The sequence below is a fragment of the Ensifer sp. MJa1 genome (assembly GCF_037026475.1).
In the GTDB taxonomy this organism is placed as follows: domain Bacteria; phylum Pseudomonadota; class Alphaproteobacteria; order Rhizobiales; family Rhizobiaceae; genus Ensifer.
The window spans coordinates 204,595-226,641 of record NZ_JAKUMO010000002.1 but is presented as its reverse complement, the minus strand read 5'-3'; the positions used below and the strand labels follow the sequence as shown (position 1 = coordinate 226,641).

General features: G+C 62.5%; 18 protein-coding genes. 7 read left to right on the top strand and 11 right to left on the bottom strand.

The features are described 5' to 3' along the window. Positions 1-11 precede the first annotated feature (11 nt). Together MKZ91_RS03805 and MKZ91_RS03800 are read left to right on the top strand one after the other, a co-directional pair. Positions 12-1,331 (top strand): YeaH/YhbH family protein, encoded by a 1,320-nt coding sequence (locus MKZ91_RS03805; RefSeq protein WP_336168138.1) that lies wholly within the window; start codon positions 12-14, stop codon positions 1,329-1,331. 12 nt (positions 1,332-1,343) lie between these two features. Next, positions 1,344-2,891, top strand: coding sequence for a SpoVR family protein (locus tag MKZ91_RS03800; protein ID WP_336168137.1), 1,548 nt, complete (start codon positions 1,344-1,346; stop codon positions 2,889-2,891). A gap of 201 nt (positions 2,892-3,092) precedes the next feature. On the opposite strand, the gene MKZ91_RS03795 is transcribed toward MKZ91_RS03800, so the two are convergent. Further along, entirely contained in the window at positions 3,093-4,010 is a 918-nt protein-coding gene (locus MKZ91_RS03795) for a LysR family transcriptional regulator (RefSeq protein WP_336168136.1), read from the bottom strand. A gap of 318 nt (positions 4,011-4,328) precedes the next feature. Here MKZ91_RS03795 and MKZ91_RS03790 point away from each other — a divergent pair, with 318 nt between their 5' ends. Together MKZ91_RS03790 and MKZ91_RS03785 are read left to right on the top strand one after the other, a co-directional pair. Beyond that, positions 4,329-6,785, top strand: coding sequence for a penicillin-binding protein 1A (locus MKZ91_RS03790; protein ID WP_336168134.1), 2,457 nt, complete (start codon positions 4,329-4,331; stop codon positions 6,783-6,785). A 1-nt stretch (position 6,786) separates the two neighbouring features. Then, on the top strand, positions 6,787-8,523 hold the full coding sequence (locus MKZ91_RS03785; RefSeq protein WP_336168133.1) for a peptidoglycan D,D-transpeptidase FtsI family protein: 1,737 nt from the start codon (positions 6,787-6,789) through the stop codon (positions 8,521-8,523). Between the two features lie 80 nt (positions 8,524-8,603). On the opposite strand, the gene MKZ91_RS03780 is transcribed toward MKZ91_RS03785, so the two are convergent. Genes MKZ91_RS03780 through MKZ91_RS03750 form a run of 7 tightly spaced genes read right to left on the bottom strand, consistent with a single transcriptional unit; the run spans position 8,604 to position 15,262 of the window. After that, positions 8,604-9,659 (bottom strand): ABC transporter substrate-binding protein, encoded by a 1,056-nt coding sequence (locus MKZ91_RS03780; protein WP_336168130.1) that lies wholly within the window; start codon positions 9,657-9,659, stop codon positions 8,604-8,606. A 17-nt stretch (positions 9,660-9,676) separates the two neighbouring features. After that, entirely contained in the window at positions 9,677-10,819 is a 1,143-nt protein-coding gene (locus tag MKZ91_RS03775) for an NAD(P)/FAD-dependent oxidoreductase (protein WP_336168128.1), read from the bottom strand. Continuing rightward, positions 10,816-12,219 (bottom strand): FAD/NAD(P)-dependent oxidoreductase, encoded by a 1,404-nt coding sequence (locus tag MKZ91_RS03770; RefSeq protein WP_336168127.1) that lies wholly within the window; start codon positions 12,217-12,219, stop codon positions 10,816-10,818. The genes MKZ91_RS03775 and MKZ91_RS03770 overlap by 4 nt, the downstream gene beginning before the upstream one ends. Continuing rightward, positions 12,212-12,520 carry a (2Fe-2S)-binding protein gene (locus tag MKZ91_RS03765; protein ID WP_442892191.1) on the bottom strand — a complete coding sequence of 103 codons (309 nt, stop codon included), beginning with the start codon at positions 12,518-12,520 and terminating at the stop codon, positions 12,212-12,214. Before MKZ91_RS03765 ends, MKZ91_RS03770 begins: the two co-directional genes overlap by 8 nt. Before the next feature lie 12 nt (positions 12,521-12,532). After that, entirely contained in the window at positions 12,533-13,327 is a 795-nt protein-coding gene (locus MKZ91_RS03760) for an ABC transporter permease (protein WP_336168122.1), read from the bottom strand. A 4-nt stretch (positions 13,328-13,331) separates the two neighbouring features. Continuing rightward, the gene (locus tag MKZ91_RS03755) at positions 13,332-14,204 is read right to left on the bottom strand and encodes an ABC transporter permease (protein WP_336168119.1); all 873 of its coding nucleotides are present in this window, start codon (positions 14,202-14,204) and stop codon (positions 13,332-13,334) included. Then, the gene (locus MKZ91_RS03750; RefSeq protein ID WP_336168117.1) at positions 14,204-15,262 is read right to left on the bottom strand and encodes an ABC transporter ATP-binding protein; all 1,059 of its coding nucleotides are present in this window, start codon (positions 15,260-15,262) and stop codon (positions 14,204-14,206) included. Before MKZ91_RS03750 ends, MKZ91_RS03755 begins: the two co-directional genes overlap by 1 nt. A 331-nt stretch (positions 15,263-15,593) precedes the next feature. Between MKZ91_RS03750 and MKZ91_RS03745 the strand changes: the two genes are divergently transcribed. Then, the gene (locus tag MKZ91_RS03745) at positions 15,594-16,418 is read left to right on the top strand and encodes an IclR family transcriptional regulator (protein WP_336168116.1); all 825 of its coding nucleotides are present in this window, start codon (positions 15,594-15,596) and stop codon (positions 16,416-16,418) included. Here the strand turns inward: MKZ91_RS03745 and MKZ91_RS03740 are convergent. After that, entirely contained in the window at positions 16,379-16,546 is a 168-nt protein-coding gene (locus tag MKZ91_RS03740) for a hypothetical protein (RefSeq protein WP_336168115.1), read from the bottom strand. The genes MKZ91_RS03745 and MKZ91_RS03740 overlap by 40 nt on opposite strands. A gap of 54 nt (positions 16,547-16,600) precedes the next feature. Here MKZ91_RS03740 and MKZ91_RS03735 point away from each other — a divergent pair, with 54 nt between their 5' ends. After that, positions 16,601-17,098, top strand: a complete 498-nt coding sequence (locus tag MKZ91_RS03735; RefSeq protein ID WP_336168114.1) for a BA14K family protein — start codon at positions 16,601-16,603, stop codon at positions 17,096-17,098. Positions 17,099-17,480: 382 nt separating this feature from the next. Beyond that, a complete protein-coding gene (locus MKZ91_RS03730) occupies positions 17,481-18,794 on the top strand; it encodes an MFS transporter (RefSeq protein WP_336168113.1) in 1,314 nt (437 codons plus the stop codon). A 573-nt stretch (positions 18,795-19,367) separates the two neighbouring features. Here MKZ91_RS03730 and MKZ91_RS03725 read toward each other — a convergent pair. Next, on the bottom strand, positions 19,368-20,069 hold the full coding sequence (locus MKZ91_RS03725; protein WP_336168111.1) for an alpha/beta fold hydrolase: 702 nt from the start codon (positions 20,067-20,069) through the stop codon (positions 19,368-19,370). A gap of 77 nt (positions 20,070-20,146) precedes the next feature. Next, positions 20,147-22,036 carry a bifunctional sugar phosphate isomerase/epimerase/4-hydroxyphenylpyruvate dioxygenase family protein gene (locus MKZ91_RS03720; RefSeq protein WP_336168109.1) on the bottom strand — a complete coding sequence of 630 codons (1,890 nt, stop codon included), beginning with the start codon at positions 22,034-22,036 and terminating at the stop codon, positions 20,147-20,149. Positions 22,037-22,047 lie beyond the last annotated feature (11 nt).

The window sequence follows — 22,047 nt, the reverse complement described above, 5'->3', positions numbered from 1 at the left end:
GGGATTGGTATATGCCGAATTTCATCGACCGGCGGCTCAACCCGAAGGATAAGAGCCTCGGCAACCGACAGCGCTTTCTGAAAAGGGCCCGCGAAGAGCTCAAGCGGGTCATCAAGGAACAGGTCAAGACGGACAGGATCATCGACGTCGACGCCGCCCATGGCGTGCCGATGCCGACGGACGGTGCGAACGAGCCGACTTTCCAGCCGGCTCGCGGCAGCGGTAGCCGCAACTATGTGCTTCCCGGCAACAAGCAGTTTTCGGCAGGCGACCGCCTGCCGAAGCCGGAAGCGGGTGGGGGTGGAGGTGGCAAGGGCCGTCCCGGCACCGGGGAAAGCGAAGACGACTTCCAGTTCATCCTGTCGCGCGAAGAGGTGCTGGATCTCTTTTTTGAGGATCTGGAGCTGCCCGACATGGTCAAGCTCAGCCTCAAGGAAACGGTGACGTTCAAGCCGCGTCGCGCGGGCTTTGCCACCGCCGGTACGCCGACCAACATCAATGTCGGGCGGACGATGCGCAACAGCTTTGGCCGGCGCCTGGCGCTGCACCGGCCGAAGGAAAAGGAGCTGACTGTGATTGCCGACGAGATCGCGCGGCTCGAGGCAGTGCCCGAACCCTCAGCGAAAGACCGGCAGAGGATCAGCGAACTGCGCGGCGAACTGGAGAAGATCGAGAAGAAGCGGCGGCGGATCCCCTATGTCGACCCGGTCGACATCCGCTTCAACCGCTTCGAGGCACAGCCGCTGCCGAACGCCAACGCCGTGATGTTTTGCCTGATGGACGTCTCGGCTTCCATGGGCGAGCGCGAGAAGGATCTTGCCAAGCGCTTTTTCGTGCTTCTGCATCTTTTCCTGAAGCGGCGCTATGAGCGCATCGACATCGTCTTCATCCGCCACACCGACGAGGCCCGTGAGGTCGATGAGGAAACATTCTTCTACAGCACCCAGAGCGGCGGCACGATCGTCTCGACTGCGCTCGAGGAGATGATCAGGATCATCGAGGACCGATACCCCTCGCAGATCTGGAACATCTATGCCGCCCAGGCCTCCGACGGCGACAACATCATCGGCGACAGCGAGCATTGCGCAGCACTGCTTCGGGAAAAACTGACGAAGCTCTGCCAGTACTATGCCTATGTCGAGATCATCGACGAACGCGAGACGGAAATCTTCGGATCGACGGACAACGGCACCGCGCTCTGGCGCGCCTATCGCACCGTTGATGGCGAAAAATCGAACTTCCAGATGACGCGGATCGCCAAGCCTGCCGACATCTACCCGGTCTTCCGCAGGCTTTTTGCGCGGCAGCCGGCCACACGTACACGGAAATGAGGGGGAGACCGGATGGCACGACGCGCGACTTCAGGTCTCCTGTTTCAGGGCTCCGATTGGAATTTCGCGACGCTGTCGCGTGCCTATGACGCGATCGAGACCGTAGCGCTCGAAGAAATGGGCCTCAGCGTCTATCCCAACCAATTGGAAATCATCACTTCCGAGCAGATGCTTGATGCCTACTCCTCGGTCGGCATGCCGCTGATGTACCAGCACTGGTCCTTCGGCAAGCGGTTTGCCTATGAGGAACACCATTACCGCAAGGGCCACCGGGGCCTTGCCTATGAGCTGGTGATCAACTCGAACCCCTGCATCACCTACCTCATGGAAGAAAACACCATGGCGATGCAGGCGCTCGTCACCGCGCATGCGGCCTTCGGCCACAATCACTTCTTCAAGAACAACTACCTCTTCCGCCAGTGGACCGACGCCGGCGCCATCCTCAGCTACATGGATTTCGCCAAGAAGTACGTGATGAAATGCGAGGAACGGCATGGCACCGCCGCGGTCGAGGCAATCCTTGATTCCGCCCACGCGCTAATGGACCAGGGCGTCTTTCGTTATCGCCGCCCGCCGCGGCTTTCCTCCGAGAAGGTGCGCGAACGGGCGCGCGAACGGCTGGAATACGAAGAACAGACCTATAGCGATCTCTGGCGTACGTTGCCGCAGACAGCGGAAAGCCACGATCCGGCCGAAGCCGAGCGGGACGCCTCCGAGCGCAAGAAGGTGTTGAACCTGCCGGAAGAAAACCTGCTCTATTTTCTCGAAAAGCACAGCCTGATCCTGGAGCCCTGGCAGCGGGAACTGCTCAGGATCGTTCGCGTCATCGCACAATACTTCTCGCCCCAGCGCCAGACGAAGGTCATGAACGAGGGCTGCGCCACATTCGTGCACTACACCATCATCAACCGCCTCTACGACCAGGGCAGGATCGGCGAAGGCCACATGCTGGAACTCCTGCAGAGCCATTCCAACGTCGTGTTCCAGCCGGATTTCGACGACCGGCGTTATCCCGGCATCAACCCCTATGCGCTCGGTTTCGCGATGATGCAGGACATCCAGCGGATCGCCACCGAACCGACGGCGGAAGACCGTGACTGGTTCCCGTCCTTTGCCGGCAACGGTGACTGGATGGAGACGTTGCGCGACGCCTGGGCGAACCACCGCGACGAGTCCTTCATCCTGCAATATCTGAGCCCGGCGGTGATGCGCAAGTTCCGGCTGTTCCAGCTTTCGGACCGTTCCTCCGACCGGTTTGTCGAAGTCGCATCGATCCACAATGAACGCGGCTATTCGAACATCCGCTCAGCCCTTGCCAACAGCTACGACGTCGCTGCCAACCAGCCGGATATCCAGGTGATGGATGTCGATCTCTTGGGCGACCGCCACCTTCGGCTGCAGCACAACGTGAAAAGCGGCATCGTGCTCGAGGAAGGCAGCCGCGACGCGACGTTGCGCCATGTGCGCCACCTCTGGGGCTATGAGGTGAGCCTCGCCGGTATCGACATGCAGACGGGGCGCACTGTGTACGAATGCTCGACAGCCAGGACCGGAGATTGAGCGGCGCGGTCGTCAGCCTGACCGGTTCAGTTTTGCAGCGACGCGCCCCGCCGGGAGACCTGGGCCGCAGCCGTGACGCCATCAGGAGAATTCAGGACTGACATTAGATTTGTTTGGTCTCGAGCGTGGACCATGCGATTGCAGGCAAGGTCGCACCTTGCCTGCACCAACCGCACGGCCACATCTCGGACACCAGAATGATCAGCCGGCGACAGCAATCTCGCCGGCAGGAGGGGTGCCTGCTTCCTTCTCCGCCTCAGCCGCCAGCCACTTGCCAAAGGCCTTCATCGCCGACGTGATCGGGCGTGACTTCAACCGCGTCAGCCAGTAGCTTCCCATCGAGGTATGGACGTCGAACGGCTGCCGGATCGCGCCGTTCGACAACAGCCGCGAGAACATCAGCGGCGGCGCCAACGCGACGCCGATCCCTTGCGCCGCAGCCTCCATCATCGCCAGCGAAGAATCAAACACAATGCCCTTCAACAGCGGCGCCGGATAGGCAATGCCCGCCGCCTCGAACCAGTTCACCCATTCGTCGGCGCGATAGGACCTGAGAAGCGTCTCATCCAAGAGGTCGGCAGGCGTTTTCAGCCGGTCGGCGATCTCCGGGATGCAAAGAACCGAAAGCGGCGCCTCGAAAAGCCGCGTCGCCTCGATATTGTGCCAGGAGCCGCCGCCGAAGCGGATGGCGAAATCGAGACCTTCCGCCGCCATGTCGACGCGGTTGTTGTTGGTCGAAAGCCGGACATCGATGAACGGGTATTTCGCCTGGAAATCGGCAAGTCTTGGCAAGAGCCAGCCGACCGCAAAGGTTCCGACGGCGCCGATCATCAACACTTCGCGGATGTGGCCTGCCTCGAAACGCGCGAGCATGTCCGCCATCCGATCAAAGGAATCGCGCAGGACGGGCAACAGGGCCTCACCCTCCGTCGTAATCATCAGGCCGCGCGGCAACCGCTTGAACAACGTCACGTTCAGACGGCTCTCGAGCAGCTTGACCTGATGGCTGACGGCCGCTTGCGTGACGCACAGCTCGATTGCTGCGCGGGTGAAGCTCAGATGCCGCGCCGAGGCCTCGAAGGCCCGCAAAGCATTGAGCGGAAGATATGGCCTGACCATGAATGCCCTAACTCACCTAATGGGTCTCGCAAATAAACGTGGTTTGTTGCATGGGCGCAATCCCTTTACGGTGAACTCCATCGGCTGACCCAGGCCCTGCCCGGCTGTCGTCAACTCATGAAAGTTGCGGCGCAATGCACCGCATTCGGAGGCTCCCATGCGCCTTTTTGCCTGGCCGTAGGGCCTGTCGGCATCATCGCCGCAGCCGGCACTTCGATGCCGGCGCACCCTCCAACGTCCGCTCTACAAACGTTGCCAGCCGCACGAAGGGTCGTGCCGGCCTGGTTGTCTATGCCCAAAGGTCCGTCCGCCCCCGTCATGAAGTTCATTGCAAATCTGCTTGGCACATCGCTCAATCTTTTAACCGTGGTTGCGCTCTCCTTGGCTGCACTCGTGGCCGCACTTACACGGAACCTGCCCGATCACAGAACACTCGCAAGCTGGGAACCGGCGGTTACAACCCGCCTTTATGCGAACGACGGGATGATGGTTGGAGAACTTGCCCGCGAACGCCGGCTGTTCCTGCCGATCGCCGCGATCCCGGCGCGCATCCGCCAGGCGTTCCTTTCGGCCGAGGACAAGAACTTCTACACGCATCCCGGGATCGACGTGACGAGCATTGGTACGGCGCTTCTGTCCAATTTCGCCAGCTATGGCTCCGGCCGGCGCATGATCGGCGGCTCGACCATCACGCAGCAGATCGCCAAGAATTTCCTCTTGACCTCGGACCGCACGGTGGAGCGGAAACTGCGCGAAGCAATCCTTTCGCTGCGCATCGACCAGACCTATTCCAAGGACCGCATCCTCGAACTCTATCTCAACGACATCTATCTCGGGCGTGGTGCCTATGGCGTGGCGCAGGCGGCACTCACCTATTTTGACAAGCCTGTCAGTGCGCTCTCGGTTTCGGAGGCGGCCTTTCTCGCCGCCTTGCCAAAAGCGCCCAACAACTACGATCCGGATCGCCAGACGGAACGGGCAACGGGGCGGCGCAACTGGGTGATAGACCAGATGCGGCAGAACGGCTTCATCGATGCCGCAATCGCCGCCAAGGCTGCCGCAACGCCGCTCGGCGCCAAGACGCGCGACCCGGCGCCGGCGATAGCGGCGGCGGAGTATTTTACAGAGGACATTCGCCGCCAACTCAATGCTCAATTTGGCGAGGCAGCACTCTACACCGCGGGTCTTTCCGTACGCACGACACTCGATCCGCGGCTGCAGGAGGCAGCGACGAAGGCACTGCGCAAGGGGCTCGTCACCTATGATCAGGCGAAGGGTTTTCGCGGACCTGTCGACCAGCTCGCCACGACGACAGGTTGGGCGGCAGCGCTCGCCAAGCTAAAGCCGCTCACGGATGTCCCCGAATGGCGGCTCGGGGTCGTGCTCGCGACCGGAAAGGCGGAAGCGGAGATCGGCTTGCGGCCCCAAGCGAAGGTGCCGACCGACACAGCGAGGGCGGGCGAGACGATCCGTCTCGAACGCCAGGGCATGGCGTGGGCGCTCTGCAGGTCGGCAACGGGCAACCGCGGCTGCGACAAGAATGTCGACGACGTTCTGTCGCCCGGCGACGTCATCTATGTGGAGAAGCAGGACGGCGGCTATGTGCTCCGGCAGCCGCCGCTCGTACAAGGCGCGCTCGTCTCCATGGATCCGAACACGGGTCGCGTGCTCGCGGTTGCCGGCGGTTTTTCCTATGCCCAGTCGGAATTCAACCGCGCGACCCAGGCCTATCGCCAGCCCGGCTCGTCCTTCAAGCCCTTCGTCTATGCCGCAGCGCTGGACAACGGCTATGCGCCGACGACCCTGGTGATGGATGCGCCGATCGCCCTTGCCGACGGTGCCGGCCGTGTGTGGAAACCGAAGAACTATGACGGCCGCTTCAGCGGACCCTCGACGTTGCGCGTCGGGCTCGAAAACAGCCGCAACCTGATGACCGTGCGCCTCGCCCGCCATCTCGGCATGGATCTTGTTGCCGACTATGGCAAGCGCTTCGGCATCTATGACGATCTGAAGCCCTATCTGCCCATGTCGCTTGGCGCCGGCGAGACAACATTGCTCAGACTGGTCTCCGCCTATGCGGTCATCGCCAATGGCGGCAAGGCGGTGACGCCCTCTATGATCGATCGCATCCAGGACCGCTACGGCCGAACCATCTTCCGCCATGACCAGCGCCGCTGCGGCGACTGCAATGTTGCCGCATGGACTGGCCAGGACGAACCGGAACCGGTGGACGATCGCGACTACGTGCTCGATCCGATGACGGCCTATCAGGTGACCTCGATGCTGCGCGGCGTCGTCGAACGCGGAACGGCGCGGAACGTCAGCGCACTTGGCGTTCCGATTGCGGGCAAGACCGGCACTACCAATGACGAAAAGGACGTCTGGTTCGTTGGCTTCACGCCCAATATCGTCACCGGCGTGTTCCTCGGCTACGACACCCCGAAGCCGATGGGCAACGGCGAAACCGGCGGTGGTCTGGCCGCACCCGTTTTCATCGATTTCATGAAGACGGCTCTCCAGGGACGGCCGGCGGCGAATTTCCATGCGCCGCCGGGGATGCTGCTTGAAGCGATCGACCGGAAGAGCGGTCAACCGGTGCCCAAAGGCACGCCCGGCGCCATCCTCGAAACCTTCAAGCCGGGAACGGCGCCCTGCCTCGGCGGCTGCGCCGTCATCGATGGCTTCGAGACGGCAAACACACCGCCTCACGCCGATCCCGAGCTTTCAGCCGAACAGCGTGAAAAGCTGCTCGCCAACAGCAACGGGCTCTATTGAGATGGCGCGCGCTGTTCGCTCCCGCGCGGATCACCGCGGCCGTCTGCTTTTTGTCATCGGCGCTTTTGCGCTCGTTTTCGGTCTCATGCTGGCCCGACTTGTCCAGCTTGGGGTCGCCGACTACGAGCGGACCGGCTACATTCCGCCGCCGCCATCGCTTGGCCGCCCGTCGATTCTCGACCGGAACGGCAATCTCCTGGCGATCGACGTGCCGAGTTCCGGGCTCTACGCCGAGCCGCGGCTGATCGTCGACGTCGACGAAGCCGTCGAGAAGCTGACGGCGATCTTTCCAGAACTCGATGGGCGTGACCTCTACCGACGCCTCAAGAGTGGTGCTGCCTTTGCCTGGATCAAGCGCCAGGTGACGCCGGCGGAGGAGCAGGCCGTCTGGAACGCCGGCATTCCCGCCATCGGTTTTCAGCGCGAGAAGCAGCGCTTCTATCCGAACGGCGCGCTTGCCGCCCATGTGCTCGGCACCGTCGACATCGACAATATCGGCATTGCCGGCATCGAGCGCTGGATCGAAGGCCAGGGGCTCGAGGTGCTGCGCCAGAGCGGCATGGATCTCTCCCACCGCAACCTCGAGCCGGTCACAGTCACGCTCGACATTCGCATCCAGCACGCGCTAGAAGCCGAGTTGCGCAAGGCGATCGCCAAGTTCAGTGCCAAGGCCGGTGCCGGACTGGTGCTCGATGTCACCAATGGCGAGATCCTGGCGCTGGTTTCCTATCCCGATTTCGACCCGAACCTGCCGGTCGACGCATCGAAGCCCGATCGCATCAACCGCATCGCGGCTGCCACCTTCGAGATGGGCTCGACCTTCAAGGCGTTGACGACGGCGATGGCGCTCGACTCCGGGCAATTCACCCTTCGCTCCGTCATCGACGCCAGCAAGCCGCTCGCCTTCGGACGCTTCCGCATCAACGACTACCGAGGCCAGTATCGGCCACTGACCGTGCCTGAGGCGTTCATCTACTCGTCCAATATTTCGATGGCGAAGATGGCGATCGCCGTAGGCCCGGAAAACCTTAAGGCGTTCCTTGACCGCTTCGGACAGATGTCGCGGCTGACGACGGAACTGCCGGAAAGCGCCCATCCACAACTGCCGCGACGTTGGGGCGAAATCGACACGGCAACTGCCTCCTATGGCCACGGGATTGCCGTCACGCCGCTGCAGGCGAGTATCGCAGTGGCGGCACTCGTCAACGGCGGCCGGCTCATCCGGCCGACCCTGATCAAGGGCGCGCCGCTTGAGGAACGATTGCTCGCGCGCGACCTGATCAAACCTGAGACCGGAGAGGCACTTCGTTATCTGCTTCGGCTCAATGCCAAGACCGGTTCGGCGAAACGGGCGGAGGTCAAAGGCTACTTCATCGGCGGCAAGACCGGCACGGCGGAGAAAGTCGTCGGCGGACGTTACTCCAAGGAGCTCAACATCACGTCCTTCATGGGCGTCGTCCCGGTCGACAATCCGCGCTACCTGCTGCTGACCTTGCTCGACGAACCGAAGGGCCTGCCGGAGACCTATGGTTTTCGCACCTCCGGCTGGAATGCGGCACCGCTAGGCGGTGCCGTTTTCGAACGCATCCTGCCGATGCTTCAACTCATGCCTGATTTCGAGGTTGCCGATGTCAGCTTTCCCAATATCAGCAGCCAGGGCGCCTTCGGCTCACAACTCTTTCCGTCGGCGACGAGCCAGGGCGAACACAACAGCCGCCCGATCGACGGTGCGCTCTAACACGCGCTAGGCCCCAGTACGGCAACGCCCCCGTGTTTCCGCGGGGGCGTGCGCAAGCATGTACAATGGTTAGCCAGTACTTACCTTTCGATCATGCGGTTCCAGCGTTTGTTCCATTCCTGCCGGTTCTGGTTGATCGCATCCCAATCGAGGACCTTGGCGGTTTCCATGTTGGCCTTGAAAGTCGTCAGCTTCTGGTTTGCCGCATCCGTGCCGGCCTTGGCATTGATGTTTGACGGGATGATATTGCCGTTGTCGAGTGCCAGGCTTTGCGCTTCGGCCGAAAGCAGGTAGTGGGCGAGCTTCTGGCTGAGTTCCGGCTCGCTGTTGTTGGCGATCACGCATTCGGTGACGGCGAGCACGACGGAGCCTTCCTTCGGCTGGGCATATTCGACCGGAATACCCTTGTCCTTGAGGTTGTTGACGGCCGTCGGGGTGAGCGGGAAGATCGCGGCCTCGCCGGTCTGCACCATCTCGGAGATCTTGGCTGAGCTCGGGATGAATTCGATGACGTTCTTGCCGATCGTGTCGGTGAACTTTTCGAAGCCCGGCTCGACATTGGTTTCGCTGCCGCCCTGGATGCGGTTGAACATCAGGAAGGCGTGCAGGCCGAAGCTCGATGCGGACGCTGACTGGAAGACGACGGCGTTTTCGAACTTCGGATCGGCCATGTCCATCCACGAGGTCGGCGCCGGCCAGCCCTTCTCGTCGAAGAGTTTCTTGTTGTAGGCAAGACCCGTCATGCCCATGTCGACGCCGATCGCCATGTCGTCCTTCAGGCGGGCAGCCGGCTGGATCTGGTCGAGCACCGGATCGGCGGCGATCTTCTGGCAGAGGCCACCGCCGATCGCGCGCACCATCACGCCGTCGTCGAGCAGCATGACATGCATCTGCGGATTATCCTTGGCGGCGGTCGCCTTGGCGAGAATATCGGCGGAGGTGCCGGGCACGACGATGACCTTGACGTCGTTCGCCTTTTCGAAGGGCGGCAGCACGTGTTCGGTATAGGCGCGCTCGAAGTTGCCGCCGTTCATGCCGATATAGAGCGTCTTGGTTTCCGCCGACGCAGCGTTTTGCTGCAGGACGAAGGCCAGCAGTGCGAGGGCCGTGGTTTTGGTAAGCCGTTGGTCAATCATGGTATTCCCCTTTCTGTTTACAACGAGGCTGCAGTTTCGACCGCCACCTTGCGGAAGCGGCCAATGGAAAAGGCTTGGATGGGCGTGGTGCTGCGCCCTTCGGTGACGAGTTCTGCAAGCACCTCGCCGACGGCGGGTGCTGTCTGGAAGCCGGCGCCGCAAAAACCGTAGGCGTGGAAAAGGCCTGATGTCGTTTCGCTCGGCCCGATTACCGGGTTACCGTCGGGCATTTCGGCCTCGGTGCCGGACCAGAAGCGAATGACCTGGGCATGAGCCAGGTGCGGAAAGAGCGCGATGGCGCGCTGCATGACGGAGGACGCAGCGGTCACTGATGGGCGTGAATAATCCGGATCGCCAAGCGGCAGGCCGCGGCCGCCACCCATCACGTAGTTGCCACGTGCGACCTGCCGGCCATAGAAGCTGCCACCCTGTTCGCCCATGCTCATTGGCAGGCGCAGCGGCAACGGTTCGGTGACGACCATCGACGGATAGATCCGTGTCAGCGGCACCGCCTCTCCGAACTGGGCGGCAAAGCGATCGGACCAGGCACCGGCGCTGTTGACCAGTTGCCGGCAGCGGATCTCGACGCCGTCACCGGCGAGAATTGCAAAGCCGTTGCCCGTCGCCGTGACCTCGCGGACCGGCGTCTGCTCGAGCACGGTGACACCGGCACGCTCCGCCGCTCTTGCGAAAGCGGGTGCCACCAGCCGCGGATTGGCATGGCCGTCCTCGGGGCAGAGCGAAGCGCCGACCGCCTTCGCCGAAAGCCAGGGAAACCGCTCAGCGAACCCCGATCCGGCAACGAGTTCGAGCCCGAGGCCGTAGTCCCTCACGGTTTCGGCATAGGTTTCGAGCTTGGCGAAATCCTTTTCGGTGCGGGCGAGCTTCAGGTGGCCGGAGCGGACATATTCGGCATCAATGCCGATCATCGCCTTCAGCTGCGGCCAGATCCGGTGCGCCCGTTGTGACAGCGGCAATTGCTCGGGAGGCCGGCCTTGCCGGCGCACGCCGCCATAGTTCACGCCGCTCGCCTGGGCGCCGCAATAGCCCTTGTCGACAAGCGCGACGGAAAGTCCGGCCTTGCGCATCGCGAGGGCCGCTGAGCTGCCAACCAGCCCGCCACCGATGATGGCGACGTCAACGGAGAGGCGACGGCTCATGTCCGCACCTCTGTCTCGACGTCCGTGCCGAACCCGAGCGGGATCGGCTTGACCGGTGCCTGGGCGCGCAGGCGACCGACCTCACCCGCAGACGTAGCGCATGCACCACTCAGCAGTTCGGTAGCAGCAGCAGAGCACATCCGGCCCTGGCAGCGGCCCATGCCGACACGGCTCAGCGCCTTCAGGCGGTTGATCTCGGTGATCGATCCCGACGCGATGGCACGGCGCCCCTCCGCGATGGTGATTTCTTCGCAACGGCAAAGCGTCGTTTCGTCGGGGACGGTCTCGAACCAATCGTCCGGGAAGGGGAAAGCCCGTTCGAGGATGTCGCGCTGACGCAGGATCGCCTCGCGCGTCGCCACCAGCCGTGTCGCATCCGCTGCCTCGTGCCCGATGTCTTGAAGCAGGGCCGCGGCTGCAAGTTCGCCCGAGATCTCCGCGGCGTCAGCGCCGGCTATACCGCTGCCATCGCCAGCGACGTAAACGTCTCTCCGGCTCGTTCGACCGAAGGCATCACGCTCCGGCAACCATGTGCGGTCGCGCTCGTCGAAACGGAAACGACAGCCCGCAAGATCGGCAAGCTGGGTCTCCGGACGGAGTGCAAAGCCATAGGCGAGCGCGTCACAGCGGATCGTCTCGACAAGATCACCCGTGAGCGCACGTCGACGGAAACGCAAACCCTCGACCTGCGACTTGCCCAAGACAGCCTGCGGCCGCACAGCATAGCGGATTTTCACGCCGGCAAGCTGGAGCTGAAGTCCATAGAAGAGACCGAGGGCGACGATGCGTGGCGCGTGAACAGCAAGCGAAAGCAGATGCCGCTTCGATGTGAAGGGTGCGGTATCGAGCACCGCTTCCACGCGCGCACCCGCTTTCATGTATTGCCAGGCGACGAGGTAGAGCAGCGGTCCGGAGCCCATGAAGACGACGCGGTCGCCGACCGTGCAGCCTTGCGCCTTGAGTGTAGTCTGCGACGCGCCGAGCGTATAGACGCCGGGCGTCGTCCATCCCGAGAACGGCAGCACACGGTCCGTCGCACCGGTGCACAGGATCAACTGCGAAAAGTCGATCTGGCGATGAACGCCCGATGAGAGAACGTCGAGTTGGTTGCCGCGCTCGGGCGCCGAAATGTTCCAGACCAGCGTCTCCGGCCGGTAGTCGATTTGAGGCAGCAACGCTTCAAACGCCTGATGCAGGCTCTGTGCCTTGCCGGCTTCCGAGCCATAACGGCTGCGATAGGATCGACCGTCATCGATCAGCGGACGGCGATAGATCTGGCCGCCGGCGCGCTGACCTTCGTCGAGCACGATCGGTCTGAGGCCGGCGCGAACGAGCCGCTCGGTCGCACGTATGCCTGCCGGTCCAGCGCCGACGATGACCGGCTGCAACGGCTCACTCATGGGCCGCCTCCGCCATCGCATCGAGATCGGTGATGAAGGCCATGCCCGGCTCAAGCGCCGTGCTGCAGGCCCGGACGCGCCCGCCGTTCGCCAACCTCACGTAGCAATCCTGGCAGGCACCGATCAGGCAGAACCCGGCGCGGTCCTCGCCGGTGAATTCGCTTTGCCGGAGGCGGCCGCTGACCGACAGGATCGCCGTCAGCACCGTGTCGCCGCGCCGTCCGGTTTCAGCCACGCCGTTCAGCGTGAAGGGCACAGGTGTTTCGTCCAGCCGGTAGCGCCGGCGGAATTGTGCATGCATCGACATCGGATTTCAGCCCTTGCCCACCAGAAGCCGGTCGAGACCGAACAGGCGATCGAGGATGATCATGGTGACGGTGGCAAGCGCGATCATCAGCGTCGAAACGGCCGCCATCATCGGGTCAATGGATTCGCTGGCATACATGTACATGCGCACCGGCAGCGTCACCGTCGACGGCGAAGTCACGAAGATCGACATGGTCAGCTCGTCGAAGCTGTTGATGAAAGCGAGCAGCCAGCCACCGCTGATGCCGGGCAGCATGAGCGGCATGGTGATCCGGCGAAACACTGTCCATTCCTGGGCTCCCAGTGTGCGCGCCGCATTCTCTGCATTGCGGTCCATGCTGGTCAGAGAAGCGAGGATCAGCCGCAGTGTATAAGGGGTGACGACGATCGCATGGGTGGCGACCAGCCAGCCGAAGGATCCGCCCATACCCATCAGCGAGAAAAGACGCAGGAAGGCGACGCCGAGAACCAGATGCGGGATGATCAGCGGCGACAGGAACAGGGCATTCAGCGCCTCGCGGCCGCGGAACTCGTAGCGGGTGATCGCCAGCGCCGCCGGCACGGCAAAGACCGTCGAGATGGTCGCCGAAAGCAACGCCAGCCGGACGCTGTTTCCGAAGGACGACATGAAGTCGGCGTGCTGGAAGACGGCCTCGAACCAGCGCAGCGACAGGCCGTTCCAGGGCATGGCCAGCGTGTTTTCCGGCGTGAAGGCAACGAGGCAGACAACCACCATCGGCGCCAGCATGAAGACGACGACGAGGCTATGGAAGGCGAGAGCAATGGGTCCGTTTCTCTGCATGGCTTCAACCCAGCTTGCGCTTGGCCTGCCGCTCGATCAGGCGGTTATAGGCAAGCATGATCACGAGATTGGCGACGAGAACGATCATCGCGATGGTCGCGCCGAGCGGCCAATTAAGCTCGATCAGGAACTCATCGTAGACGAGCGTCGCTGCCATTTTCAGCCGCCGGCCACCGAGCAGGCCCGGGATCGCAAAGGAGCTGGCTGAAAGGGCAAAGACGATCAGGCTGCCCGAGAGAATGCCGAGCGACGCCTGCGGGAAGACGATGCGGCGAAGGGCGGTGAAGCGCGAGGCGCCAAGCGTGAGGGCCGCCGCCTCGACCGTCGGGTCGAGCTTCTGCAGCACCGTCCAGACCGGGATCACCATGAAGGGCAACATGATGTGCACGAGGCCGATGACGATCGCCGTCTCGGTGTAGAGAAGCTGGACCGGCTCGAGACCGACGATGGCGAGCGCGCTGTTCACGAAGCCGTTCTTGCCGAGCAGCATGCTCCAGCCAAAGGTGCGTACCACCACCGACACAAGCAGCGGACCGATGATCACCAGCAAGAAGATCGATCGCCAGGGCTTGCGCATGTTCGAGAGGATGTAGGCTTCCGGCACACCGATCAGTACGGTGATGACCGTGGTCAGCAAGGCCAGGCGCAAAGTGCGCCAGAAGGTCGAGAGGTAATACTCGTCCTGCAGCACCGTCAGGTAATTGGCGAAGGTGAAATCGCCCTGGATACCGGTGGTGTAGTCGTAGCTGTTGAACGAGAGGATGACCGTCAACAGCAACGGCAAGAGGACGAGGCCGATGAAGAACAGGGTCGCCGGGCCGGAGAGCGCCAAGGGCGCAAGCAAGCGCGGTCTGACGGCGGAGGTGGCAGCACTCATCACTTGGCCGCTCCCGCCAGCACACGACAATCGGCATTCTGCCAGGCGAGCCCGACGGTTTCGCCTTCAGCCGGCGGCGGCCCACCGAGGTTTGGAACCGCAACGGCGAGGACACCAGCCGGCGTCTCGGCGCTGACCAGCCATTGGCTGCCCATGAAGTAACGCGTCGTCACCTTGCCCTGGATCTGGCCATCCGCCGGCTCCGTCAGCCTCAGCTTTTCCGGGCGAATGAACACCGAGACCCTGCCGTCCGGTTCGCGGCGATCGGTGTTGAAACGCACCTGTGTGTTGTCGATGCTGATCGACGCGCCCTTGCCGTTGAAAGCCGCGGTTGCCCGCAGGAAATTGGACTTGCCGACGAAGGACGAGATGAAGTCGTTGCGCGGGTGCTCGTAGAGTTCATAGGGCGTGTCGACCTGGGTGATGCGCCCCTTTTCCATGACGACGACGCGGTCGCTGATCGACAGCGCTTCGGCCTGGTCGTGGGTCACCATGATGGTGGTGATGCCGACGGTCTGCTGGATACGGCGCAGTTCGAACTGCATTTCTTCGCGAAGCTGCGCATCGAGGTTCGACAGCGGCTCGTCGAGCAAAAGCACCGGCGGGTTGATGACGAGAGCGCGGGCGATCGCCACGCGCTGGCGCTGGCCGCCCGACATTTCGCGCGGATAGCGGTCCGCGAGCGCCGAGAGATGGACGAGCGCCAGGATCTCCTTGATGCGCTTTTCGCGCTCCGCCTTCGCAACCTTGCGCATTTCGAGACCGAAGGAAACGTTCTGGGCAACGGTCATGTGCGGGAAAAGCGCGTAGCTCTGGAAGACGACGCCGAGTTCGCGCTGTGGCGGCGGCAGGTAAGTGATGTCGCGGCCACCCATGGTGATCGTGCCGGCCGAGGGACGCACGAGCCCGGTGATCATCTGCAAGGTTGTCGTCTTGCCGCAGCCGGATGGACCGAGCAGCGAGATGAACTCGCCCTTTTCGACCGCCAGATCGAAATCGTGAACGGCCGCAACCGGTCCATAGAACTTGGAGACCTTCTCGAGGTTCAGGAAACTCATGCTCACTCTCCCGTGGGTCGCTCGCGCGGATCGCCTGCCCCGTTTTTCTTGTCGGCGATCCTGGCGAACGACACGTCGTCAACCATCAAGCCTCGTCTCAGGTGATGTGATGTCCGCCGGCCGCGAACGCACCGGAAAGGGCACGACTTCGCGATCGGGATAGCCGCCTGGCTATCCACGTTCTGGCGCATCCACCCCTTGAAGAAAGGCTTGTGAATTAACTCCAGGAAATTGACGAAAAACACAAACGCAATTTTCTATTTCGGAATTTTTTGTTATAAAAATCCGATATACGGAATCTAGTCACGTGACTATTGCGAGATATGCGCACATGTCGGAATCAGAAAATGCAGGAAGCTCCAGCCTCGGCAAAGCAATCCACATCCTGAAAGATCTCGCGGAGAACGCGAGCGAAGGTGTGCGGGTGATCGACCTCGCGCGCAGGCTGAATCTCACCCAGCCGTCGGCGCATCGGCTGCTGAAGAGCCTGATCGCCGAAGGGCTCGTCGAGCAGATGCCGGAAGGAAAATCCTATCGGCTGTCGCTGGAATTCTTCTCGATCGCCTCGCAAGCACGTCGGCGAGACGGTATCCTCGACATTGCCCGCCCCTCGCTGCTGAGACTGTCGGCCACCTTCAACGACACGGTCTTCCTCTTGGTGCGCAGCAACTTCGATGCGATTTGCCTCGACCGCGTCGAGGGCCCCTTCCCGATCCGCTCCTTCACCGGCGACATCGGCGGCAAGGTGCCGCTCGGCATCGGCCAGGGCAGCATCGCCATTCTGGCGCACCTGCCGGAGGAGGAACGCGAGGCGATCATCAAGTTCAACATGCCGCGCATCATGGATCGCGCCGCGATCGACGAGGTGGACCTGCGCATCAAGATCGAGGAAGTCCGGCGGATCGGCGCCGCACAGATGAACTTCGAGATGATCGAGGGCATGGCCGGTCTCGGCGTACCGGTGCTTGACCGCAACGGCATCGCCGTCGCCTCCTTGAGCATCGGCACTTTGGCGTCGCGGCTGACGGAAAACCGAAGCGGAACGATCACGGATCTCTTGAAGGCAGAAGCGCAGGCGATCAGCAGCAAGCTCAATCCCTTCGACCCGACGCTGCGCTATCCGGCGTCGGCGCTGCGCGCGGCACCCAAGGGCTGACCGCTTGGCGTCACGCCGGCGCAACTGCCGGGTTGTCCGCCGATGGCGGCCAGTTCATCGTCTTCGGTCAGTTCATCGTCTTCGGTAACGGAGCCCTGGCGACGGGTGCTCGAAACGCAGTGCTTCATTGCCTTTTCCGCGTTATAATTGCTGGTGGCGGGGTGGATGGAAAGGTGAAGCCGATGAAGAGGCTAGCAATCTTTGCCTTGTCGCTGGTGACGACGCTGACAAGTGTTCCCCCGGCCATGGCGTTTCCCACACTTGTCGCGCCGGGCGTCGCGTCGTCGCAGCCAGAACTGGTTCAATACAGGCGATATCGCGGCGGCTATTACGGCGGTTACAACGGTCATCACCACGGCAGCAACGATGATTGGGCCTGGGCGCTGGGCGGCCTCGCAGCCGGCGCGATCATCGGCGGTGCGCTGGCACAACCGCGCTACTACGGCCCGAGCTACTACGGTCAAGGCTACTACGACCAAGGCTACTACGATCAGGGCTATTATGGCCCGACCTACTACCGACCCCGTTACTATGCGCCGCGCTACTACAGGCAGACCTATTACGGCGGCAGTACCCACACGAGCTGGTGTTACGCCCGCTACCGCTCCTACAGGGCTTACGACAATACCTTCCAGCCCTATCACGGTCCACGGCAGGTGTGCGTCTCGCCCTACTACTGACGGAGAAAAGACATTCAGGAAGTCGTGACACCGGCCAGGCTGCGACAGGGCCGACATGCCGGCTGAGTGCGATCATGCGCGCGCTGTCAGGAAAGCGGCGCCCGCCCGCAAGGGTGGCTTGCCGTTGGCCGCCGCGGGCAGCGGCACCAGCACCGCAGAGGCAAGCAGCCGGCACAGTCTCATACAACCTCCGCACGTTTCATCCGCTTTCTCAACCCTCTGGACCACACATGCCGCGGCTTGTCATCGCGAAGCGCGGCGGCCGCGCTCGGCCATTGCGAGCCGCTCGAAAGAACAACGGGCAGGTTGCGACATTTCTACAATGTTCAAGGTCGGTCAGTCGACGTAGTGTCCGCGCGGTGAACTCCCAAGGCAGGACGCAATGACGACGATCACGATGCACGAGGCACTCGACCGTGCCGGAACGGGCCCCTATCAATATCGATTGATGGGCATTTTCGGATTGGTCTGGGCCGCCGACGCCATGCAGGTTCTTGCCGTCGGTTTCACCGCAGCATCCATCGCCGGCACCTTCGGACTGACGGTTCCGCAGGCGCTTCAGACCGGCACGCTCTTTTTCCTCGGCATGCTGCTCGGGGCGATCGGCTTCGGCCGGCTTGCCGATCGGATCGGCCGCAGAAGGGTTCTGATCGCGACTGTCACCTGTGATGCGATCTTCGGCATCCTGTCGATATTTGCGCCGAATTTCGGGATCCTATTGCTGCTGCGCTTTCTCACCGGCGCGGCCGTTGGCGGCACCCTGCCCGTTGACTATGCGATGATGTCGGAATTCCTCCCCGCTCGCAGCCGCGGCCGATGGCTGGTGATGCTGGAGGGGTTCTGGGCAGTCGGAACGCTCGCCGTCGCGCTGGCGGCGTGGCTCATCTCGCTTGCCGGTGTAATTGACGCTTGGCGTTACATTTTTGCCGTCACCGCCCTTCCGGCGGCAATCGGCGTCGGACTTCGTTTCCTTGTTCCCGAATCTCCGTTTTATCTCATTCGCTCGGGCCGCTCCGCCGAGGCGAAGGCCATCATCGACCGGATGCTTGCTGCCAATGGCCAGCCGCGGCTTGAAGCGGCACTGTCGATCGCTCCTGCGGAAAACGCCTCAGGCGTCGGTCTCTTCTCGAAGGATCTGCGCAGGCGCAGCGTTCTGATCCTTGCGGTCTGGTTCCTGGTTTCCGTCTCCTACTATGGCGTCTTCACCTGGATGCCGCCGCGGCTTGCGGGTGAAGGCTTCGGCTTCGTGCGCGGCTACGGCTTTCTCGTCCTTATCGCCCTGGCGCAGATTCCGGGCTATGCGCTGGCCGCCTATGGTGTCGAAAAATGGGGCCGGCGCCCGACACTGGTTGGCTTCTGCGTGCTTTCCGCCTTCAGCTGCCTGCTCTTCGTCGTAGCGGACGGGGCGCTGCTCATCGGAGCGTCGTTGCTGCTCATGAGTTTTGCCCTGCTCGGAACCTGGGGCGCGCTTTATGCCTATACGCCCGAACTTTATCCGACCGAGTCGCGCGCGACCGGCATGGGTTCGGCAGGCGGCATGGCCCGGCTCGGCGGCCTGCTTGCCCCATCTTTCATCGGGCTCCTGGTGGCACAAAGCTATGCGCTCGCGATCGGAACCTTTGCGGGTCTCCTGCTCGTTGCCGCAACTGCCGCATTCCTGATCGACACGGAAACCCGCCAGGCATCTTTGGCTTAGCCCTTGCTCGGGGATGCCGCTCCGGACACGCGCACGTTCTGCACACCCCGTTGCCAGGGCGTCGTTGACCACAGGGACGAATAAGCCAATTTTCGCCAGGACCTTACAGCGACCACAGGCTGTGGATATCCGGTGGATTGGCTGCGGACAAACCAGGGGCAATCGTCGCGGACTTCCCGCCTGGGGAAATGGCCCTAGCATGTCCCTGCGGCCGGACTCCCGGTCGCTAGTGTAGCAGCTATCTCATCGGGGCCGGTGCTTCCAGCCGGCCCCGATTGTCTGTCGCACCTGCTGGCAAACAGGACCAAAATTCAATCCAGCACATGGTCGTGTGCCCCGCGCCGAAGACGGCGCGTCGTTCCCGCATGGCCGCCTTCATGTGCGGCGCACGCATAGCTGCATTGCACAATAATTGTTTTCCACGTGGTCAAAAATCAGGCATAAAGCACACAGCTGATGCACATGGCGGCTCTCCTCCCATTGCCGCCGCACCAGCTGTTCCCCTCTGGAGGTTCTTTGACCTTCACACCTTTATGGGCCGCGGTCTTCCGCCGGCCCTTTTTTCTTTTGCAACTATCGTGATCCGACGCCCGGTTGCTGCAGCCATTCACCGATGACGGCAGCGAGACGCTGCGGCGCTTCCATGGGGACCATGTGCCCGGTGTTCTCGATGATCTCAAACTGCGAACCGGCGAGCCCTTGGTGAAGCTCGATAGCCTCGGCTCGCGACCGCAGCCGGTCCTCATCCCCGGCAATGACGAGGCTTGGGCATCGGATCAGGTGCAGATCCTCCCGTTCATCTCGCCGTACGATGAGAGACTGCCGGCGAAAGACGTCGCCGCCCAATCGGTGCCCTGCCGACTGAATGCGCGCAATGATGTCTGCCCGGCCTGCATGATCAGGATGTAGTGACCACACGACGGCCGACCTGCTGAGCCCCTTGAAGACGGCGCTGCCCGTCTGCCCGGCAATGGCGTCCCTGCGCTGGCGCTGGACATCGCTGTCGCTACGTGCGGAGGTCGCGATGAGGACAAGCGCACGAACCCGGCCGGCCGCTTGGCGGACAATCTCCCGCGCGACGTAGCCGCCCATGGAAAACCCCACCAGCACAAACTCGGGCGGCGCTTCAGACAGCGCACGGCTGGCCATCGCCTCTATCGAGCTGTCCTTTGACAGATCGGCGTACGCGGCGGGACCGTATTTTGAGAGCGCAGGCACCAGGTCACGCCAAAGGTCGGCATCGAGCATGAAACCCGGAACCAGGAGTATTGCCATTATCGTCACCTCGCCGTGCCATCGATCGACCTATCGGGAGAAAGGCGTCGATGGTCAAGGCAGCGGTTGTAAGCAACTCAGCCCCTCGGCAGTCCCTCCGGCCGCAGGTATTTTTTCAGGGCGGCGATGCGGAAGATGGCATTGGCGGCGCCGTAGCCGCGATAGCCGCGCCGCTCGATGATCTCGAAGAAGAAGCCTTCACCATAGGTCGGGCTATAGAGCTGAAAATACTCGCCACTATCATCCCGGTCATAAAGGATGTTCTCGGTCCTCAGCCGCTCGACGAGATCCGCGTCCAGGCCGAAGCGCGCCTCGACGTCGTCGTAGTAGTTCGGCGAAATCGGCAACGCCTTGAACCCGTTGGCGCGCAGCGCGTTCGCCGTTGCGAAGATATCGCTGGTCGCGAAGGCGAGGTGCTGCACGCCGGAACCGAAGGTCTCGGCGATGAAGTGGCCCGCAAGCGTGTTGCGGTTCTCTGCGCCGTTCAAGGTCAGGCGAAGCGTCCCGGTATCGTTTTCCACGACCTGGCTGCGCACGATGCCTGCAGGGTCGACGATGTCGACCATCGGCGTCTTTTGCGCCTGAAGCAGCGATGTGTAGAACAGCAGCCAGGTCAGCATCTCCTCGTATTTGACGGTCTGGGCAATGTGATCGATCGTCGTCAAGCCGGCCGGCTTCGTCGATGCCTCCTCCGGTACCGGATCGAATTCGATCTCCCAGATTCTGGCGAGTTCCGATCGCTCATCGAGGAAATAGATGAGCCCGCCGCCAACCCCGTGGATCGCCGGAACCAACAGCTCTCCCGGCCCGACCGGCTGCTCGAACGGCTCGGCGCCCAGCGCCCGTGCCCGTTCGGCAGTTGCCGCGGCATCGTCGACCAGCAGGCCGAGGGCATAGGCCGACGTGCCATGCACCAGATAGGAGGCGTTGGCGAAGCCTTCCCTTTCGGTGTTGATCACCAGGTTGATCGAACCCTGGCGATAGACCACCACCTGTTTCGTCCGGTGCTGCGCCGTCTTTTCAAAACCGATCGTCACGAGCAGCGCTTCGAGGTCTTCTGCCTCGTCCTCGGAGGCGCTGAACTCGACGAAGGCAATACCCTTGACGTCGACGCGCGGCGGCATCTCAGGAACCGGCAGGCGCACATCCGGCTCGGCGCGCTTGACCTGGTCACCGAGATAGATCAGCGAGCGGTAGCCGTCGACGGCGATCGCATTGGCATTGCCGCCGCGAAACTGGTCGTTGAAGATTTCGAGCGACAAATAACCGTCATAGCCGGTCGCTGCCACCGCCCGGGTAAAGTCGGTCACCGGCAGGTCACCCTCGCCCGGCATGTTGCGGAAGTGACGGCTCCAGTAAAGCAGATCCATGTCGATCAGCGGAGCGTCGGCAAGCTGGACGATGAAGATTTTCTCTTTCGGAATCGAGCGGATGGAATTGATCTCGATCTTGCGCGACAGGGTATGAAAGCTGTCGAGGATCAGGCCGATGTTCGGGTGGTCGGCGCGCCGGACAATCTCCCAGGCATCGCGATGGTCATTGATGTGGCGCCCCCAGGCGAGCGCCTCATAACCGACACGCAAATTCCTTCTTGCGGCCCGTTCGCCGAGTTCGCGAAAGTCGGCAGCCGCCCGGTCGATGCCGGCAAGCGCCGCCGGCGAGACATTCGAGCAGACGAGAACGAGGTCGGTGCCGAGTTCCTGCATCAGGTCGAATTTGCGCTCGGCCCTGTCGAAGGTACGCGACCGGAGCGGCTCGGGCATGCCCTCGAAATCGCGGAACGGCTGAAACAGGGTGATCTCCAGACCGAAGTCGCGCACCATCCGGCCGACCTCGCGCGGGCTCTCGTCGAAGGCCAGGAAGTCGTTCTCGAATATTTCGACACCGGCAAAGCCCGCCTTGGCGATGGCCCTGAGCTTGTCCTTCAGGTCACCGCTTAAGGAAACCGTTGCGATCGAGGTCTTCATGCTTCTGTCCT

Excerpts from the sequence above, each read along its gene's own strand:
- MKZ91_RS03805 (WP_336168138.1), top strand. The coding sequence starts at position 12 with ATGCCGAATTTCATCGACCGGCGGCTCAACCCGAAGGATAAGAGCCTC.
- MKZ91_RS03800 (WP_336168137.1), top strand. The coding sequence starts at position 1,344 with ATGGCACGACGCGCGACTTCAGGTCTCCTGTTTCAGGGCTCCGATTGG.
- MKZ91_RS03795 (WP_336168136.1), bottom strand. The coding sequence starts at position 4,010 with ATGGTCAGGCCATATCTTCCGCTCAATGCTTTGCGGGCCTTCGAGGCC.
- MKZ91_RS03790 (WP_336168134.1), top strand. The coding sequence starts at position 4,329 with ATGAAGTTCATTGCAAATCTGCTTGGCACATCGCTCAATCTTTTAACC.
- MKZ91_RS03785 (WP_336168133.1), top strand. The coding sequence starts at position 6,787 with ATGGCGCGCGCTGTTCGCTCCCGCGCGGATCACCGCGGCCGTCTGCTT.
- MKZ91_RS03780 (WP_336168130.1), bottom strand. The coding sequence starts at position 9,659 with ATGATTGACCAACGGCTTACCAAAACCACGGCCCTCGCACTGCTGGCC.
- MKZ91_RS03775 (WP_336168128.1), bottom strand. The coding sequence starts at position 10,819 with ATGAGCCGTCGCCTCTCCGTTGACGTCGCCATCATCGGTGGCGGGCTG.
- MKZ91_RS03770 (WP_336168127.1), bottom strand. The coding sequence starts at position 12,219 with ATGAGTGAGCCGTTGCAGCCGGTCATCGTCGGCGCTGGACCGGCAGGC.
- MKZ91_RS03765 (WP_442892191.1), bottom strand. The coding sequence starts at position 12,520 with ATGCATGCACAATTCCGCCGGCGCTACCGGCTGGACGAAACACCTGTG.
- MKZ91_RS03760 (WP_336168122.1), bottom strand. The coding sequence starts at position 13,327 with ATGCAGAGAAACGGACCCATTGCTCTCGCCTTCCATAGCCTCGTCGTC.
- MKZ91_RS03755 (WP_336168119.1), bottom strand. The coding sequence starts at position 14,204 with ATGAGTGCTGCCACCTCCGCCGTCAGACCGCGCTTGCTTGCGCCCTTG.
- MKZ91_RS03750 (WP_336168117.1), bottom strand. The coding sequence starts at position 15,262 with ATGAGTTTCCTGAACCTCGAGAAGGTCTCCAAGTTCTATGGACCGGTT.
- MKZ91_RS03745 (WP_336168116.1), top strand. The coding sequence starts at position 15,594 with ATGTCGGAATCAGAAAATGCAGGAAGCTCCAGCCTCGGCAAAGCAATC.
- MKZ91_RS03740 (WP_336168115.1), bottom strand. The coding sequence starts at position 16,546 with ATGAAGCACTGCGTTTCGAGCACCCGTCGCCAGGGCTCCGTTACCGAA.
- MKZ91_RS03735 (WP_336168114.1), top strand. The coding sequence starts at position 16,601 with ATGAAGAGGCTAGCAATCTTTGCCTTGTCGCTGGTGACGACGCTGACA.
- MKZ91_RS03730 (WP_336168113.1), top strand. The coding sequence starts at position 17,481 with ATGACGACGATCACGATGCACGAGGCACTCGACCGTGCCGGAACGGGC.
- MKZ91_RS03725 (WP_336168111.1), bottom strand. The coding sequence starts at position 20,069 with ATGGCAATACTCCTGGTTCCGGGTTTCATGCTCGATGCCGACCTTTGG.
- MKZ91_RS03720 (WP_336168109.1), bottom strand. The coding sequence starts at position 22,036 with ATGAAGACCTCGATCGCAACGGTTTCCTTAAGCGGTGACCTGAAGGAC.